This window comes from Cysteiniphilum sp. JM-1, from assembly GCF_008711525.1.
Taxonomy (GTDB): domain Bacteria; phylum Pseudomonadota; class Gammaproteobacteria; order Francisellales; family Francisellaceae; genus Caedibacter.
The window spans coordinates 58885-75254 of sequence record NZ_VXKS01000002.1; the positions used below are offsets into that span (position 1 = coordinate 58885).

A 16370-nucleotide genomic window follows, 5' to 3' on the forward strand; every position below is an offset into this window, starting at 1 on the left:
TACCTGCGCTTAAGTTTACAGAAATACGCACCTATTTAAGCTTTTGTTAATATGTGATTTTAGAGATACCCACTTCGACTGATGCTTAGTGCAGCGCTTCGACTTTGCTCAGGGTACGGTAGGTGCTTTTAGATTCTGCGACTACTTATAACCACATAGCAACATCGAGTGCACTATAAGTAAGAATGATTTTGGCACCAGCGCGCTTTATCGCTGTTAAGGATTCAAGGGTAACGCCTTTTTCATCAATCCAGCCTTTCTCAGCTGCAGCTTTAATCATCGCATACTCACCACTGACATGATATGCCGCAATCGGTAACGTGCTATTAGCTTTAACATCTTGAATAATATCCAAGTAGCTTAAAGCCGGTTTTATCATTAAAAAATCAGCACCCTCATCTTCATCCATTTGCGCTTCTTTAAGTGCTTCTTTTTTATTGCGATAATCCATTTGATAAGACTTTCTGTCACCCTTTGGCGTTGAGTCACACGCACTTCTAAAGGGTCCATAAAAGCTTGAAGCATATTTCACCGCATAAGACATAATCGCAACTTCAGCATAATCTTCTTGATCCAAGGCATAACGCATCGCTTGAATCATACCATCCATCATGCCACTGGGTGCCACGATATCAGCCCCGGCTTTAGCATGTGAAACCGCTGTTTTTTGCAATATCTCTAAGGTCTGATCATTATTAATCTCATCATTATGCACGATACCGCAATGCCCATCTTCAGTGTATGCGCACAAACAAACATCTGTGGCAATGATCAATTGTGGATGAAGCGCTTTGATCTTAGCAATCGCTTGCTGCACGATGCCATCATCGGCATAATTTTCTGAGGCATATTTATCTTTACTCGCCGGAATACCAAACAGCATAATCGATAAAACACCGGCTTTTTTTATCTCATCAATCAACTCAGGCAGCAGATCAAGTGACCAGTGATACTGATTTGGCATTGCCGTAATTTCGCGCTTGATGTTCTCACCATGGACGACAAATACCGGATACATCAAATCACTCATATGCAGACGCGTCTCAGCAATATGCTCTCGCAATACTTCAGTTCGGCGCAATCTTCTTGGACGTGTCACCGGGAAAACCCCCATGTTATGCCCCTTTTTTCTTTGGCTTCTTGCGATATAATATCGAGATATTGCCAATTAATTGCACCAACTCACATTTGGTCTTCTGACAAATTTCCTCAGTCGTTGCTTGACGCACTTCTTTTTCAGCACCTGCAATTTTAACTTTAATAAGCTCATGTGCCGTTAATGCTAAATCAATTTCAGTTAACACATTCTCCGTTAATCCTTTATCTCCAAGCATAACCACTGGATTTAAACTATGTGCTTGCGCCTTTAGCTGTTGACGCTGCTGTGATGTTAATGCCATATTTTCCTCTGTATTTTAAATAACATATATAAACCGAAGCAATTCTACACTTATTTGCCTAGGCTTAACTAGCTTTACTTTTTATTTATCTTAATATCTTAATTTGATTTCCCAGACTTAGATCTATTGACTACTCTGCCAGCGCCAGCTATCGATCATCATTTCCTTAATATCGCGTGTCGCGTGCCAATTAAGCTCATTTTTTGCTTTTGAGCAATCAGCCCAACACTCATCAATATCTCCGGCGCGTCGTGGCTTTATCTCAAAGGGCACTTTCTCTCCTGTAGCTTTTTCAAAGGCATCAATGACTTCAAGTACCGAATAACCATTACCCGTACCTAAGTTCCAAATATGACAACCTTTTTGATTCTTAATATATTCATATGCTTTTAGATGTCCTAACGCCAAATCCACCACATGGATATAATCACGAACCCCTGTGCCATCGGGCGTATTATAATCATTACCAAAAACAGATAACTTTGCCAACTTGCCACTAACCACCTGTGTGAGATAAGGTAATAAATTATTTGGCACACCATTTGGTAATTCACCAATTAAACCACTTTTATGCGCACCGACTGGATTGAAGTATCTTAGCAACGCAATCGACCACTCATTATCAGCGAATGCCAAATCCTGCAGTATTTTCTCAACCATCACTTTAGAGACACCATAAGGATTGGTTGGTGTGCCAATCGGACATTTTTCAGTAATCGGGATTTCTTGTGGATTACCATAAACCGTAGCTGATGAGCTAAACACAAAGCTTTTGACATGATGTTGCTGCATGACTTTTAATAAATTTAGCGTACCTGCAACATTATTATCATAATACTCCAGTGGTTTAAAAACACTCTCTCCCACGGCCTTTAATGCTGCAAAATGGATCACCATTTTGATATCATATTGACTGAAAACCTGCTGCAATACGGCTTCATCACGTATGTCACCTTTAACAAAGGTAGGATTTTTAGCGGTGATTTTTGCAATGCGTTTAATAATATCATCACTACTGTTATAAAGATTATCCAAAATAACCACATCTAAGCCTGCTGTTAAAAACTCAACCACCGTATGCGAGCCGATAAATCCAGTGCCGCCAGTTATTAAAATCATTTTTGCCTTATTGATATCACTTTAATCTTTTAATACCGCTAATCTAACAAATTAACAAAATAACGCCAATCAGAAGTTAATATAAAAACGACAAAGTTGGAATCAACTCTAGGTTTTTAACAAAAAACTTGGAACAGACTCCAGACTTTTTAGATAAAAACTGGAATCAACTCCAACATTTTTCATTCAAACTAAGCTTTAGCGCGATATATGTAACTTCAAAATAGCTGACAAAAACACTGATTTTCTGACACATTCGTGTAAAATACACTAAGTTTTTAGTATCGAGTTAATTAACTTATATTTTTATTTGGTTACATAATGGTTTGTAGAGGATAAATTTTGATTTTATTACGTTATCTTAATCGCGAGCTTGTGAATATGACGATGGCGATTATTCTTATCCTACTGTTGATTGTCATCAGCAACATGTTTGTGCGTTACTTATCGATCGTTTCTGGCGGCAATATCGAGGCTGATGCTGTTTTTAAAATGATCTCAGTCATGCTACCAAAATATATCGCCTATTTACTACCAATCGCCTTTTTCTTTGCCATTTTGATTGTTTACGGCAAGATGTTTGCAAACAATGAGCTCACTGTTACATTTGCCTGTGGTACTAGCTGGTTTCGCTTATTGAAATTCATCATGATTCCCGCATTAAGTCTCTTTGCAATAGAGCTTATTTTAACGTTATTGGTTTTACCAAAAATGGATCAAAACTATTTTCTGGTACAAAAGACAACGACTAAAAGTTCGCTTTTAAGCTTTATTCAGCCAGGAAAAATCACACCCTTTAGTGATGGCAAACAAGTCGTTTATACCAAGTCAACCGATCCTGATGGCACTTTGCATGATATTTTCATTTATCAGCAAAAACCCAACAATGGCAGCACGATTATCACAGCGCCTACCGGATATGCCGAAACAAGACCTGATGGCAATCAATATCTAGTGCTTAAAAACGGCTACTTCTATGATGCAAAACCTGGGGTTGCTGAGGTGCAGAAAGGTCATTTCACTGAAGCGACACAATTTATTCCAACCAAGGTTAGCGTAGGCTACAACAACTCAATCGAATCTGTTCCTACTTCAGAGCTAATAAATAGCAATGAACCACGCTATCAGGCTGAGCTGCAATGGCGCTTAAGCTTTCCTTTGGCAATACTCGTATCTTCGCTCATCGCATTAGCGATGTGTAAAATGCGCCCACGCCAAAGTCGCTATAGTAAAATCATTCCAGCCCTTATTGTATTTATTCTTTATTTTAACCTTCTGTCTTTATCCAAGTCATGGCTTAATGATGGCAACATTCCAAGTTGGCTTGGACTTTGGTGGGTACATATTGTCTTTGCCGGTATTATGCTTTTGATACTCAAACAATACAATGGACGCGTCTTTGAAGAGAAAACCAAAGAGGTCAACGCATGAAACGCTTAACTTTATATGTCGCCTCAACCGTTTTATACACCTCTTTTATTATGATTCTGGCATTAACTGCCATTTTCTTTTTATTCACTTATATTGCACAAGCCGGTGACATTGGCAAAGGCAACTTCACCGCATTAGCTGCCTTTTTGTACGTTCTCTATGAGGTGCCTGCCAATATTTACCTAATCATGCCGGTGTGCGCTTTATTGGGAGGGCTCATGGGCTTGGGGCTTTTAGCCAATAATAGTGAATTGATCGTCATGCGTGCCTCAGGTCAATCGATCACACAAATTGCTAAAGGCGTACTTTTGGCAGCTTTTGGCTTGGCGTTTTTAACATTTTTAACTGGCGCCTATATTGCACCATATTTCCAAAAAAAGGCAACGATTAACAAAACGCTTGCCACCGGTGGCAATGAAGCATTAGTATTATATGATACGCAAACCTTATGGATTCGTGAGGGCAACGCATTTATTCATGTTGGCAAAAACGATGCTAATGGCAAGCTTAAAGACATCACTAAATACACCATCGATAACAATCAACTCACGGCAATTGATCATGCTGATAATGCATTATTTACCAATAAGCAATGGCAAGTTAATGATGTCTCAAGCACGCAAATTGGCAAAGATAGCAGCATTGTTTACCATGATAAACAACAATACTGGAACAACCTATTACCACCCTTTTTACTTAAGATAATTACCTCCAATACTGATTATCTTAATTTAAGCGAGCTGATTGACTATATCAAAGTCAATAAAGAAGGTCAGCAAAGTGCCAATCGCATTTGGCTTAAATTTTGGCAGACTTTCTTTCAACCGCTCTCACTGATTATTTTAATGTTGATTGCAGTGCCCTTCTCTTTGGGATCGATGCGCTCATCAGCCTTGGGCTATAAATTTATCATCGGCATGCTCTTTGGCTTTAGCTTCTATATTATTAATCAAACCTTTGGACCCTTTAGCCTTGTATATAACCTCTCAGGATTCTGGGGTGCGGCTATTCCAAGCTTTATCTTTTTGATTATTTTGGGCTTCTTATTTTGGAAAATGCGAGAATAAGACAATGCGCCCTCTTTCTAAAACACACACTAATAAAGCACCATTAAGCAAAGTACGCATTATTGCTGGCAAGTACAAATCACGCCAGATTGAATTTAGTGGCACAAATAACACTAATCTGCGCCCAACTTCAGATCGTTTGCGTGAGACGCTATTTAACTGGCTTACGCCTTATGTTGTTGACGCAAACTGTCTTGATGCTTTCGCAGGCAGTGGCACGCTAGGTTTTGAAGCCCTTTCACGTTTGGCAAAGTCTTGTGATTTCTTTGAGCTTGACGCTCATGCGATAAAGCATTTAAACAGTAATAAAAACAAACTCAACATAGAAAATGCCACTATCTATCAAAGAGATGTTTTAACTCATCTGAAAGCTTGCGATAACTATAATGTCATTTTCCTTGACCCGCCGTTTAGTAGTGATCTATTGGAGCAGTCACTCTCTAGCATCCTTAACAATGTCAATATCAATAATGATTGCGTTATTTATGCTGAATACGCAAGTAACAACCTACCGCCATCACTGTCACACTTCACTATACTCAAACAAACTAAGCAAGGTGCAGTTTCTGCATGCTTGTTACAAAAATCATGATTTGTGCTACAATGCCCAACTTATCAGATGAATGAAATAATTTAATACTCCAATGATTGTATCCATTGACGCCATCGATGCGCTTTTACCACAAACCCAATGCACTAAATGCGGTTATCAAGATTGCTATGATTATGCCAAGGCCATCACTAATGGCGAGAAGCACAATCGCTGCCCACCGGGGGGGCAACAAGGTGCAGATGCATTGGCAAAATTATTACAACGAGAAAAATTAACCCTTGATAAAAGCTGTGGTACGCATGCGCCAAAGAAAGTTGCATGGATTAATGAAGATCTGTGTATTGGCTGCACTAAATGCATTTTAGCTTGTCCTGTCGATGCCATCATGGGGGCTAAAAAATTAATGCATACGGTGATTAATGAAGAATGCACTGGATGTGATTTATGCGTTGAACCGTGCCCTATGGATTGCATTGAAATGCATGAACTCCCTTTAGAGGCACAACCTCAAACCTTAACTGACGCTCAATACGAAATACAAAAAGCACACTATCGCAATAAACATAATAAACGCGCGATACGTCTTAAACAGAAAAAAGAAAGTGAGACCAAAAAACATCAACAAAATATTCGTTTAAGCAACATGAACATTGATAAGAAAGCTTATATTGAACAAGCTTTAGCAAACTTTAAAGCCAAGAAAAAAATGGATTAATTGACACTCATGAATAAAGCAAAGCGTCAAAAAATTTTTGAGATCTGGCAGCATAATAATCCTAATCCGACAACTGAGCTAAATTACAGCTCAGACTTTGAGCTTTTGATTGCTGTGATTTTATCAGCACAAGCCACGGATGTTAGTGTAAATAAAGCCACTGATAAGCTTTATCCCGTTGCGAATACTCCTGAAGCAATACTGGCATTGGGTGAAGCACGCCTTATGGAATATATTCAATCGATTGGTCTATATAAAACAAAAGCTAAAAACGTTATTAAAACCTGCCAGCTGTTGATTGAAAAGCATAATAGTCTTGTGCCACGTGATCGTAAATCTTTGGAAGCATTACCTGGTGTTGGACGCAAAACCGCAAATGTTGTGTTAAACACGGCTTTTGGTGAGCTGACTATGGCAGTTGATACGCATATTTTTCGCATTGCCAATCGCATCAATTTAGCCCCTGGCAAAAATGTCAATGAAGTGGAGATGCATTTACTTAAAGTCATTCCCAAACAGTTTTTAAAAGACGCCCACCATTGGCTTATTTTACATGGTCGTTATATCTGCACTGCGAAAAAGCCAAAATGCGGCACATGCCCCATTTATGATTTATGTGAATTCAAACAAAAAGAAGCCTATTTATGATTTTTAGCTCCGATCGCTTAGAACTAAGAAAACTATACTTTGACAGTTGGCATAAGTATTTAATCAAGCAGCCACTAACTGACCTTGAAACGCAAATCACACGGATTATAGAGCATCATCCTGAGTATCACCATTATCTGTCAAATCTAGATAATCTAGACAAAGACTTCCCGCCTGAAATCGGTGAAACCAACCCATTTCTACATATGGGACTGCATATGGGATTAATTGAGCAAGTTGTTACTAATCGCCCTCATGGTATCCATCAGATTTATCAACAGCTTTGCCAGCAACAGCGTGATGAGCATAAGGTGCAGCACATGATGATGGATCATCTAGCAGAATCGATCTGGAGCGCGCAAAAGAATCATATGCCACCTGATGAGTTAAACTATCTTGAACAATTACAGTTACTAATTTCTCGATAAAAAATATGAGGCTTTAACTCAAGCTTAACAACCCAAATGCTAACAAAACTAACACAAACACCGGTAAGCTTGAAAACAAACTATCCATACGATCTAAAACACCACCATGCCCTGGTAGAATATTGCCACTGTCTTTAACGCCACATTCGCGTTTGATCATGCTTTCAAAAAGATCACCCAATAGTGCAATTAACACAATCACAAAAGATAGGATAATTAAAATGGTTTGCTCATAGCGACTGTGACTAATAATAAGCGCACAAATAACACCCGCGAGGCCACCAAATATCACACCTCCTGCTAAGCCTTCTATCGTTTTTTTAGGACTAATCACCGGTGCCAACTTCTTCTTACCATATTGACGTCCAACGAAATAAGCGCCGCTATCGGCAAGTGTCACCACTAACATCATTAACAATAGAAATGATGGTTTTTGTTGATGCAATAAAGAGACGGATACCCATAGTGGTACAATCACAAAAAAACCCATCAAGTAACGTGAGCTATTAGATAATGCATTAAAACGCACATTAGGGTAACGCAATATCAAATAAAGTGCGAAAACCCAGAAAAGGCAGGATAGTATTAATATCGGCAACTTAACATATTGTGATAGATAAATTAAAACCAATGTAATGACTAAGTACAGGATGCGTTTAGGCAATGTTTTTGCATTAGCAAAAGCAGCCCATTCCCACGCAGCAAACAATAAGATAATTGCCACTGCGGTATCAAAAATCGTATCACTTAAGCGAAAGATCGCCCATAGCACGATAAGACCTAAAATAATTCCAGTAATAATTCTTTCCTTCACACTTTCCCCTTCATTTGCTCATCCGTTTTGCCAAAGCGTCTTGTGCGCTTTTGATATTCATCTAGCGCCAACTTAAAATCTTTTTTTGAAAAATCAGGCCAGTACTTGTCGCAAAAGTATAACTCAGCATATGACAACTGCCAAATCATAAAATTGCTAATCCGCTGTTCACCACTGGTACGAATCAATAAATCAACTGGCGTTTGAATTTCTTTAATCAAACATGCATTAAAATCTTCTTCGCTGATTTGATCAATTTCATCAGCCTGCAATACGCCACTTTGTAGTTGTTGTAATAGCTTTTTAGCAGCAGTTAATACTTCCCATTGACCACTATAATCAATCGCAACATTCAATTGCAGTCCGGTACAATGCACTGTTTCTTTTTCAGCATTGCTGATATTGTTAACGACCTCATGAGATAGACGGCTACGATCACCGACAACATGTAATCGCACATTATTATCCTGCATCATCACTACTTCATTAACAAGCACTTCTGAAAATAGCGTCATCAGCGTGTCAACTTCCTCTTTTGGACGTAACCAATTCTCACGCCCAAAAGCAAAAAGTGTTAGTATTTGAATCTTTTTCTCAACGGCAAATTCAATCGCAGCACGCACGCTTTTGACTGCGGCTTTATGTCCTGTTGTACGTGGGAAAAGTCTCTTTTTTGCCCAACGCCCATTACCATCCATGATAATTGCAACATGCTTGGGCATGTTTTCATTTGGCATATAGCACTAAATTTCCATTAAGTCTTGTTCTTTTTCTTGAACGATGACATCTGCCTTTGCAATCATGTCATTGGTCAATTTTTGAATATTTTCTTCGCCTTTTTTTGCTTCATCTTCAGAGATTTCTTTCTCTTTTAACAAATCTTTGATATCAGAGTTCGCATCACGACGAATATTACGAATCGCTACGCGACCTTTTTCCGCCTCTGAACGCACTAATTTAACCATCTCTTTACGACGCTCTTCATTTAATGCTGGCATTGGAATACGTAAGCTATCCCCCATATTTGCTGGATTAAGCCCTAGATCAGACATTAAAATTGCTTTTTCAATTTTTGAAGCCAAGCCTTTTTCCCACGGCGTAATACCCAACGTGCGCGCATCCAAAACCGTAATATTAGCGGCTTGTGCAATCGGTGTTTCAATGCCATAGTAATCAATCGTTACATGCGCCAATAAGTCAGGGTGAGCACGTCCTGTTCTGATCTTTGCCAAATCATGACGCAAACTCTCTAAACTTTTTTCCATACGGTCTTTAGCATCCGCTAAAATCTCTTTAATCATAATGAGTTTCTCCTAGTCTCTAATCCAAGTGCCTTCTCTTTTGCCTTGAAGCACACGTAATAGGGCACCTGAATTATTTACATTAAATACACAAATAGGGACATTAAAATCACGTGCCTGTACAAACGAACCTAAATCCATTACTGCCAATTCACGTTTGAGCGTTTCATTAAAACTCAAACTGTCAAATTTAACCGCATCATCATGTTTATTTGGATCTTTATCATAAACACCATCAACAGTCGTTACTTTTAAAATGGCATCCGCATCAATTTCAATGGCACGAAGCGTTGCGGTGGTATCGGTTGTCACAAACGGATTGCCTGTACCACCCGCAAAAATCACCACTTTGCCTTCATTTAAATAGCGTTTTGCACGTTTTGGATTGGCGCATTCTAGCACACCATCAATGCCGCGCGAGGATAACACTTCATTGTCAATACCTGCGTGCGTTAATATATCTGATAACGCCAATGCGTTAATCATCGTCGCAAGCATACCCATGGTATCAGCCGTACTTCTTTCAATTTGGTTTTGAAAATTAGCACGACCACCTCTTAGGATATTGCCTCCGCCGATGACTATAGCCAACTGCACACCTGAACTTAATGCTTCTTTTATATCATTTACAATGCCTTGAACCGCTGATACTTGGATACCGAAGCCATCCGTTGATAGCGACTCGCCGCTTAGTTTGATTAAAACACGCTTAAGTGTCAGGTGTGACATATTAATTATGCTCCTTGAACTTGGCTCATCACTTCAGCTGCGAAGTCAGTCTCTTCTTTTTCGATGCCTTCACCAACACCAAAACGAATAAAGCCAGTTACTGTTGCATTGTTTGCTTTCAATAGATCTGAAACTTTTTGATCAGGGTTTTTAACAAACGGCTGACCAACTAAACTTTGTTCATCCAAGAACTTGCGAATGCGTCCTGTGATCATCTTTTCAATGATCTCATCAGGCTTGCCACTTTCACGCGCTTGAGCGATAAAGATTTCCTTCTCTTTCGCAACGATATCTTCTGGCACTTGATCTTGTGATACAACGATTGGATTTGACGCTGCGATGTGCATAGCAACATCTTTTGCTAACTCTTCATTACCACCATTCATTGCAACGATCACACCAATGCGACCACCATGGCTGTAAACGCCAACCGTTTCGCCTTCAAGTGCATCAACACGACGAACATTGATATTTTCACCAATTTTAGCGATCAAGTTCTTACGTGCTTCTTCGATGCTCTCGCCACTTGCTAAAGTCAAAGCAAGTACTTCTTCAAGTGTTTTTGCATTTGAGTTAGCAACTGCAGTAACCACTGCGTCAGCAAATTTCTTAAAGTTCTCATCACGTGCAACGAAGTCAGTCTCAGAGTTAATCTCAACGATTACCGCTTTGTTTGCAGATTGCGACATTACGATAACGCCTTCAGCAGCAACACGAGATGCTTTCTTGTCTGCTTTTGCCGCACCTGATTTGCGCATCTCTTCAACTGCTTTTTCGATATCGCCATCAGTTTGAGTTAATGCTTTTTTACACTCCATCATGCCCGCACCGGTGCGCTCACGAAGCTCTTTTACTAATTGTGCGCTAATAGTCGCCATTGATTAGATTCCTTATTGTTAATACTTTTAAAATATAAACTTATTAATTAAGCTTCTTCTTCAGAAACGTCTGCTGTTTTTTCTTCTGCAATATGTGACGCTTGTTTTGCATCAATAATCGCATCAGCAAATTTGCTTAAGTAAAAACGAATTGCTTTAACTGCATCATCATTACCAGGGATAACATAATCAATATCATCAGGACTTGAGTTACTATCAACAACCGCAACAACAGGAATGCCCAAGCGCTTAGCTTCTTCAATCGCAATATGCTCTTCTTTACTGTCGATAATGACTAAAACATCTGGCAAACCACCCATTTCTTTGATGCCGCCTAGCGCTTTTTCTAGCTTCTCGATTTCACGCGAATTTTGTAACGCTTCTTTCTTTGTCATACGATCAAACGTACCATCTTCTTGCATTTTTTCAAGATCACGTAAACGCTTGATTGATTGACGAATTGTTTTATAGTTCGTCAACATACCACCTAACCAACGGTGATTAACATATGGCATACCACAACGTGATGCTTCTTCAGCAATCACTTCTTGTGCTTGACGCTTAGTACCAACGAATAAAATCTTGCCGTTTTTAGACGCTGCTTTACCAACGAAATTAACAGCATCTTGAAACAAAGGCACTGTCTTTTCTAAGTTGATAATATGAATACCGTGATTAATACCAAAAATGAATTCGCTCATTTTTGGATTCCAGAATCTCTTTTGGTGACCGTAGTGAACACCAGCTTGTAACATTTCTTTCATTAAAGACATATTTTTCTCCAATTAATGGGTTATTCCGCCATTACTCCCACTTTTAAACCCTTTTTAAAGGCACCCTAAAAGCGTGTCGAGCAACGTGTGGTTTCTTATTGTTTTACATAAACATTAAGCCAAAAACTGACAGCAAAAGTAATTGCAAACAGATATTACTGACAAAATGCGAGGCGGATTCTAGCACAAATCAATGATCTCTGCCAGATAAAAACTTAAGCATTGCCAAAAATAAAAAATGATATATTATATCGTTTTGCAGGATAACATTAATACTGACACACTGATCATCTTAAGGAACTATTGTATGTCTACCCTCTACAGAAATAGCAAACGAATCATATTAACTGCGACAGGATTTCTTACACTTATCAGCAGTTCATACGCTGATATCAAAGTCGTGGCTGCTGAAAACTTTTATGCCAATGTCGCAAGCTTAATTGGCGGGGATTATGTAAAAACCAACAGCATCATCAACAACCCTGATGCTGATCCGCATTTATTTACCACCTCTGCCAATACAGCTGTCGCTATTAATGATGCGCAAGTCATTATTTATAATGGTGCCGACTATGATCCTTGGATGAAGCAGTTATTAAACGCACAATCAAGCAATAACAAAGTGGCTATTATTGATGTGGCAACTTTAATGAATGCCAAAAGTGGTGACAATCCACACCTATGGTATAACCCAGCTACCTTCCCAACACTTGCTAAAAAGCTTACTGAAGTCTTTAGCCAAATCGAACCTGAGCACAAGAAAACCTTTGACTTAAACCATCAAACCTTTGATAAACGCTATCAAACTGTTTACAGCCAAATCAATGATATCAAATCACGCTTTGCCGGCACCAAGGTAACTGCCACAGAGCCCGTCTTTGGCTATATGGCAGATGCGTTAGGGTTAACCATGCTTGGGCAGAAATTCCAATGGACAGTAATGAATGATGCTGAAGCTTCACCAAAAATGCTCGCTGAGTATCAAAACTTATTTAAAAAGCGCATCGTCAAAGTACTTTTTTATAACCAGCAAGTACATGACAATGTCACTGAAAACATTCTAAATCTCGCCAAAGATAATAATATCCCTTACGTTGGCGTTAGTGAAACCATGCCGCAAAATGATAATGTGATCACTTGGCTTAAAGCCAATCTTAGTGATACACAAAAAGCATTGGAGCAAGCAACTGCCACAGAACATAACAACAGCAAAACACCTACTGTGAAAGCAATACCTCAAGTAAGTAGCTATACAACAAAGGCAAGCGCCAAAGAGGCTAAAGAAACAGTTAAAGAAGACAACCCTTTGACAAATCTTCAGCAATAATATGCGTGACACAATCATCATCCAATGCAGTGATCTTGTTATTGGTCACTCAGCACAAGCGCCTTTATGCAAGCCTTTCAATCTAACGATTTATCAAAACCAATGGTTAGGTATCGTTGGTGAGAATGGCACAGGCAAATCCACTTTTCTTAAAACTATTCTAGGTTTTGAATCACCTATTGCCGGCAATCTGACACTTTTCTCGCAGGCAATCGGCAAAAACAATCAATTGATTAGCTATATCCCGCAAGAGCGTGAACTTAACCTGAACCCCAACATCTCAGCTTTAACGTTAATCAAGTCTAGTTTTAATGCGAACAAACTTGGATTACCTGCTTTTGGCAAAGGAATTGAGCAAAAAGCACACGCTATTTTAGAACTTGTTGGGGCGCTACATTATGCGAAGAAACCCTTTGAAACCCTTTCAGGTGGACAAAAAAAACGCATTTATCTTGCGCAAGCCTTAATTAATAATCCCAAGTTATTGTTACTTGATGAGCCTTTATCTGATCTTGATCCTCAAGCCAAACAAGACTTTATCCAAGCACTTAAAACCATTCATGCAAAACAAAACATAAGCCTTTTGATCATCTCACATGATATGCATGAAATTGCACATGAGCTGGATAACTTTATTCACTTCAAAAACCAACACGTGCATCTTTGCCAAAAACTGCCATGCTTAAAGGAGGATCGCAGTGTTATCTTATAGCTTTATGCAAAACGCCTTTATCGCTGGCACCTTAATTGCCATCATCTGCGGTATTGTGAGCTTCTTTGTTGTACTACGCAAAGCCGCGTTTGCTGCGCATGGTTTGGGGCACATCAGCCTCACAGGGGCTGCAGGCGCTGTATTAATCGGTATCTCAGCGATGAACGGGCAACTGATTGCTAATATTATTGCCGCAAGCATCATGGGCGCCATGGGTGATAAGATCAAAAAGAATGACCTTGCCGTTGGCATTGTGCTCACCTTCTTCTTAGGTCTTGGTGCTTATTTTTTGTATCTCTATCAAACAGGTTACTCAGGCTCGATTATGTCTATCTTGTTTGGCAATATCTTAACGGTGTCAATGGAGCAAATCATCACGCTGATCATCATGGCGCTTATTATCATTGCCATATTACTCTTTATCTCAAGAGCACTCTTTTTCACCTCGATTGATCCGCTCTTGGCTCGCGCTAAAAACATCCCTAACAAACTGCTCTCTGTTATCTTCTTTATCATTCTGGCACTAACCGTCACTATGGCATGCCAAATTGTTGGGGTGCTATTAGTCTTTGCATTACTGATTGGTCCTGCTGCTTGTGCATTTCAATGGAGTGATGGTTTTTATCAGGGCATGCTGCTGAGCATTATGATCTCCCTTGGCAGTGTTTGGGGTGCCCTTTGTCTTGCGTTTTATGCCAACTTACCGGCAAGCTTCTGCATTACCATGATTATTTGCGCAGTTTATGCCATTGGTCTTATCAAACAGTTAATGGTGAGATAATCATGAGCTCAAGCAAAAATTCTTTAGCTACAATCGAAAGTTTCTGCCTAAAGCAGAATATTAAGCTTACGCGCTTACGCAAAGAAGTGCTTACTCTTTTTATTGATCAACCATCACCAATTAGCGCCTATGAGCTACTTGAGCTCATAAACAAAGCACAGACAATTGAAAAAGCGGCGACAGAAGATAAAACGACTAAGCACTATAACATTATGTCGATTTATCGCGTGTTAGACTTCCTGCAACAATCCGCACTTATTCATAAACTGCATACCAGTAATCGCTACAGTTTATGCTGTCACCCTGAGAAAAAAATGTGTCAACTTTTGATTTGCACTACGTGCGGTCAGAAAACTGAGCTCCATCATGAGTTACTTGATAAAACCTTAGAAGAATTGGCACAAAAAAGCGGCTTTCAGATTGCCGCTCATACCATTGAGATAACAGGCTTATGCCGTAACTGCGTGAGCACCCTTAGCTAGTGCTTCTTTTGGCGCAACATATGCGATGTTAAGCGCTTCAGCCACTGGTAGTGAAGTAAGCATACCGTTATGTACACTTAGTCCATTCTCAAGATGAATATTATCAGTAACCGCTTTTTGATAGCCTTTATTTGCCAACTCTAAAGCGAAGGTTAATGTAGCATTATTTAATGCCACAGTTGAGGTTCTTGCAACCGCTCCTGGCATATTCGCAACACAATAATGCACCACACCATCAACGACATACGTTGGATCTTGATGCGTCGTCGGTTTAGAAGTTTCAAAGCAGCCACCTTGATCAATCGCGACATCAACAACAACTGAGCCTTTTTTCATCGACTTAATCATCTCTTTGGTGACAAGTTTAGGTGCTGCAGCCCCTGGCACGAGCACCGCACCGATAACCAAATCAGCTTCCTGTACATATTTTTGCAAGTTATCTTTGGTTGCATAAATACAGTTTAGCTTAGGTCCAAAATAATCATCTAGCTCACGCAAACGATCTAAAGACTTATCAAGTACAGTAACATGCGCCTCCATACCAATCGCCATACGAATCGCATTTAAACCAACAACGCCGCCGCCAATCACAACAACATTTGCCGCAGGAACACCTGGCACACCACCAAGTAACAACCCACTACCGCCTTGCGCTTTCTCTAGGCAATGCGCACCAGCTTGCACTGATAGACGACCTGCCACCTCACTCATCGGTGTCAACAATGGCAAACGCCCATTTCTATCGGTTACCATCTCATAAGCGATCGCTGTACACTTAGACTCTAAAAGCAGCTGAGTTTGCAATGGATCTGGCGCCAAATGCAGATAAGTAAATAACAACTGCCCTTGGCGCAACATCTTGCACTCATTTGGTTGTGGCTCTTTGACTTTAATAATCATATCCGCTTTAGAAAAAATCTCTGCGGGTGTTTGAATAATTTTTGCACCTGCTTCAACATAATCTTCATTGGTAAAACCAATCGCTTCCCCTGCGTGATGTTCAACAAGCACTGTATGCCCATGATGGACAAATTCAGCAACATTACCTGGCGTTAGACCAACACGGTATTCATGATTTTTAATCTCTTTAGGGATTCCGACGATCATTGGCTATTTCCTCCACGATTATTTTTTAGTTTATTTCATTTTTAGTTTTTCTAGCCGCATCTTGCCGCATACAAAAATAATTCAGGCGAAATATAACAAGCAAGG

General features: G+C 39.7%; 20 protein-coding genes. 10 read left to right on the top strand and 10 right to left on the bottom strand.

Going from position 1 to position 16370, the window contains the following annotated elements; translation table 11 throughout:
* Positions 1-145: 145 nt before the first annotated feature.
* From hemB to galE, 3 genes are all read right to left on the bottom strand, one after another.
* Positions 146-1114 (bottom strand): porphobilinogen synthase, encoded by a 969-nt coding sequence (gene hemB / locus F3D68_RS00975; RefSeq protein WP_151192671.1) that lies wholly within the window; start codon positions 1112-1114, stop codon positions 146-148.
* A 1-nt stretch (position 1115) separates the two neighbouring features.
* Positions 1116-1400 (bottom strand): ribosome assembly RNA-binding protein YhbY, encoded by a 285-nt coding sequence (gene yhbY, locus F3D68_RS00980; protein ID WP_117001578.1) that lies wholly within the window; start codon positions 1398-1400, stop codon positions 1116-1118.
* A 123-nt stretch (positions 1401-1523) separates the two neighbouring features.
* On the bottom strand, positions 1524-2519 hold the full coding sequence (galE, locus tag F3D68_RS00985; RefSeq protein WP_151192672.1) for a UDP-glucose 4-epimerase GalE: 996 nt from the start codon (positions 2517-2519) through the stop codon (positions 1524-1526).
* 342 nt (positions 2520-2861) lie between these two features.
* Here galE and lptF point away from each other — a divergent pair, with 342 nt between their 5' ends.
* From lptF to F3D68_RS01015, 6 genes are read left to right on the top strand one after another with little or no spacing between them, the layout of a single operon-like run.
* Positions 2862-3950 (top strand): LPS export ABC transporter permease LptF, encoded by a 1089-nt coding sequence (lptF, locus tag F3D68_RS00990; protein ID WP_151192673.1) that lies wholly within the window; start codon positions 2862-2864, stop codon positions 3948-3950.
* Positions 3947-5017 carry an LPS export ABC transporter permease LptG gene (lptG, locus tag F3D68_RS00995; RefSeq protein WP_117001581.1) on the top strand — a complete coding sequence of 357 codons (1071 nt, stop codon included), beginning with the start codon at positions 3947-3949 and terminating at the stop codon, positions 5015-5017. Before lptF ends, lptG begins: the two co-directional genes overlap by 4 nt.
* A gap of 4 nt (positions 5018-5021) precedes the next feature.
* Positions 5022-5609 carry a 16S rRNA (guanine(966)-N(2))-methyltransferase RsmD gene (gene rsmD, locus F3D68_RS01000; RefSeq protein WP_151192674.1) on the top strand — a complete coding sequence of 196 codons (588 nt, stop codon included), beginning with the start codon at positions 5022-5024 and terminating at the stop codon, positions 5607-5609.
* Positions 5610-5661: 52 nt separating this feature from the next.
* Positions 5662-6285 carry an RnfABCDGE type electron transport complex subunit B gene (locus F3D68_RS01005; protein WP_151192675.1) on the top strand — a complete coding sequence of 208 codons (624 nt, stop codon included), beginning with the start codon at positions 5662-5664 and terminating at the stop codon, positions 6283-6285.
* Positions 6286-6294: 9 nt separating this feature from the next.
* Positions 6295-6933, top strand: coding sequence for an endonuclease III (gene nth / locus F3D68_RS01010; RefSeq protein WP_151192676.1), 639 nt, complete (start codon positions 6295-6297; stop codon positions 6931-6933).
* On the top strand, positions 6930-7361 hold the full coding sequence (locus F3D68_RS01015; protein WP_151192677.1) for a DUF1841 family protein: 432 nt from the start codon (positions 6930-6932) through the stop codon (positions 7359-7361). Before nth ends, F3D68_RS01015 begins: the two co-directional genes overlap by 4 nt.
* A gap of 13 nt (positions 7362-7374) precedes the next feature.
* Here F3D68_RS01015 and F3D68_RS01020 read toward each other — a convergent pair whose 3' ends face one another.
* The 6 genes from F3D68_RS01020 to rpsB are packed head-to-tail and all read right to left on the bottom strand — an operon-like array spanning position 7375 to position 11856.
* Positions 7375-8175 carry a phosphatidate cytidylyltransferase gene (locus tag F3D68_RS01020; RefSeq protein ID WP_151192678.1) on the bottom strand — a complete coding sequence of 267 codons (801 nt, stop codon included), beginning with the start codon at positions 8173-8175 and terminating at the stop codon, positions 7375-7377.
* Entirely contained in the window at positions 8172-8912 is a 741-nt protein-coding gene (uppS, locus tag F3D68_RS01025; protein WP_151192679.1) for a polyprenyl diphosphate synthase, read from the bottom strand. Before uppS ends, F3D68_RS01020 begins: the two co-directional genes overlap by 4 nt.
* 6 nt (positions 8913-8918) lie before the next feature.
* Entirely contained in the window at positions 8919-9476 is a 558-nt protein-coding gene (gene frr / locus F3D68_RS01030) for a ribosome recycling factor (RefSeq protein WP_151192680.1), read from the bottom strand.
* 12 nt (positions 9477-9488) lie between these two features.
* A complete protein-coding gene (pyrH, locus tag F3D68_RS01035) occupies positions 9489-10205 on the bottom strand; it encodes a UMP kinase (RefSeq protein WP_151192681.1) in 717 nt (238 codons plus the stop codon).
* Between the two features lie 5 nt (positions 10206-10210).
* A complete protein-coding gene (gene tsf / locus F3D68_RS01040; RefSeq protein ID WP_151192682.1) occupies positions 10211-11083 on the bottom strand; it encodes a translation elongation factor Ts in 873 nt (290 codons plus the stop codon).
* Positions 11084-11130: 47 nt separating this feature from the next.
* Positions 11131-11856, bottom strand: a complete 726-nt coding sequence (gene rpsB / locus F3D68_RS01045; protein WP_151192683.1) for a 30S ribosomal protein S2 — start codon at positions 11854-11856, stop codon at positions 11131-11133.
* 307 nt (positions 11857-12163) lie between these two features.
* On the opposite strand from rpsB, the gene F3D68_RS01050 reads away from it, so the two are divergent.
* Genes F3D68_RS01050 through F3D68_RS01065 form a run of 4 tightly spaced genes read left to right on the top strand, consistent with a single transcriptional unit; the run spans position 12164 to position 15158 of the window.
* Complete coding sequence (locus F3D68_RS01050) at positions 12164-13183, top strand: metal ABC transporter solute-binding protein, Zn/Mn family (RefSeq protein WP_191092646.1); 1020 nt, start codon at positions 12164-12166, stop codon at positions 13181-13183.
* A 16-nt stretch (positions 13184-13199) separates the two neighbouring features.
* Positions 13200-13895, top strand: a complete 696-nt coding sequence (locus tag F3D68_RS01055) for a metal ABC transporter ATP-binding protein (protein ID WP_191092656.1) — start codon at positions 13200-13202, stop codon at positions 13893-13895.
* 4 nt (positions 13896-13899) lie between these two features.
* Positions 13900-14676 carry a metal ABC transporter permease gene (locus F3D68_RS01060; RefSeq protein WP_151192750.1) on the top strand — a complete coding sequence of 259 codons (777 nt, stop codon included), beginning with the start codon at positions 13900-13902 and terminating at the stop codon, positions 14674-14676.
* 2 nt (positions 14677-14678) lie between these two features.
* A complete protein-coding gene (locus F3D68_RS01065) occupies positions 14679-15158 on the top strand; it encodes a Fur family transcriptional regulator (protein WP_151192686.1) in 480 nt (159 codons plus the stop codon).
* Here the strand turns inward: F3D68_RS01065 and ald are convergent.
* A complete protein-coding gene (ald, locus tag F3D68_RS01070; RefSeq protein ID WP_151192687.1) occupies positions 15126-16265 on the bottom strand; it encodes an alanine dehydrogenase in 1140 nt (379 codons plus the stop codon). The genes F3D68_RS01065 and ald overlap by 33 nt on opposite strands.
* Between the last annotated feature and the right edge of the window lie 105 nt (positions 16266-16370).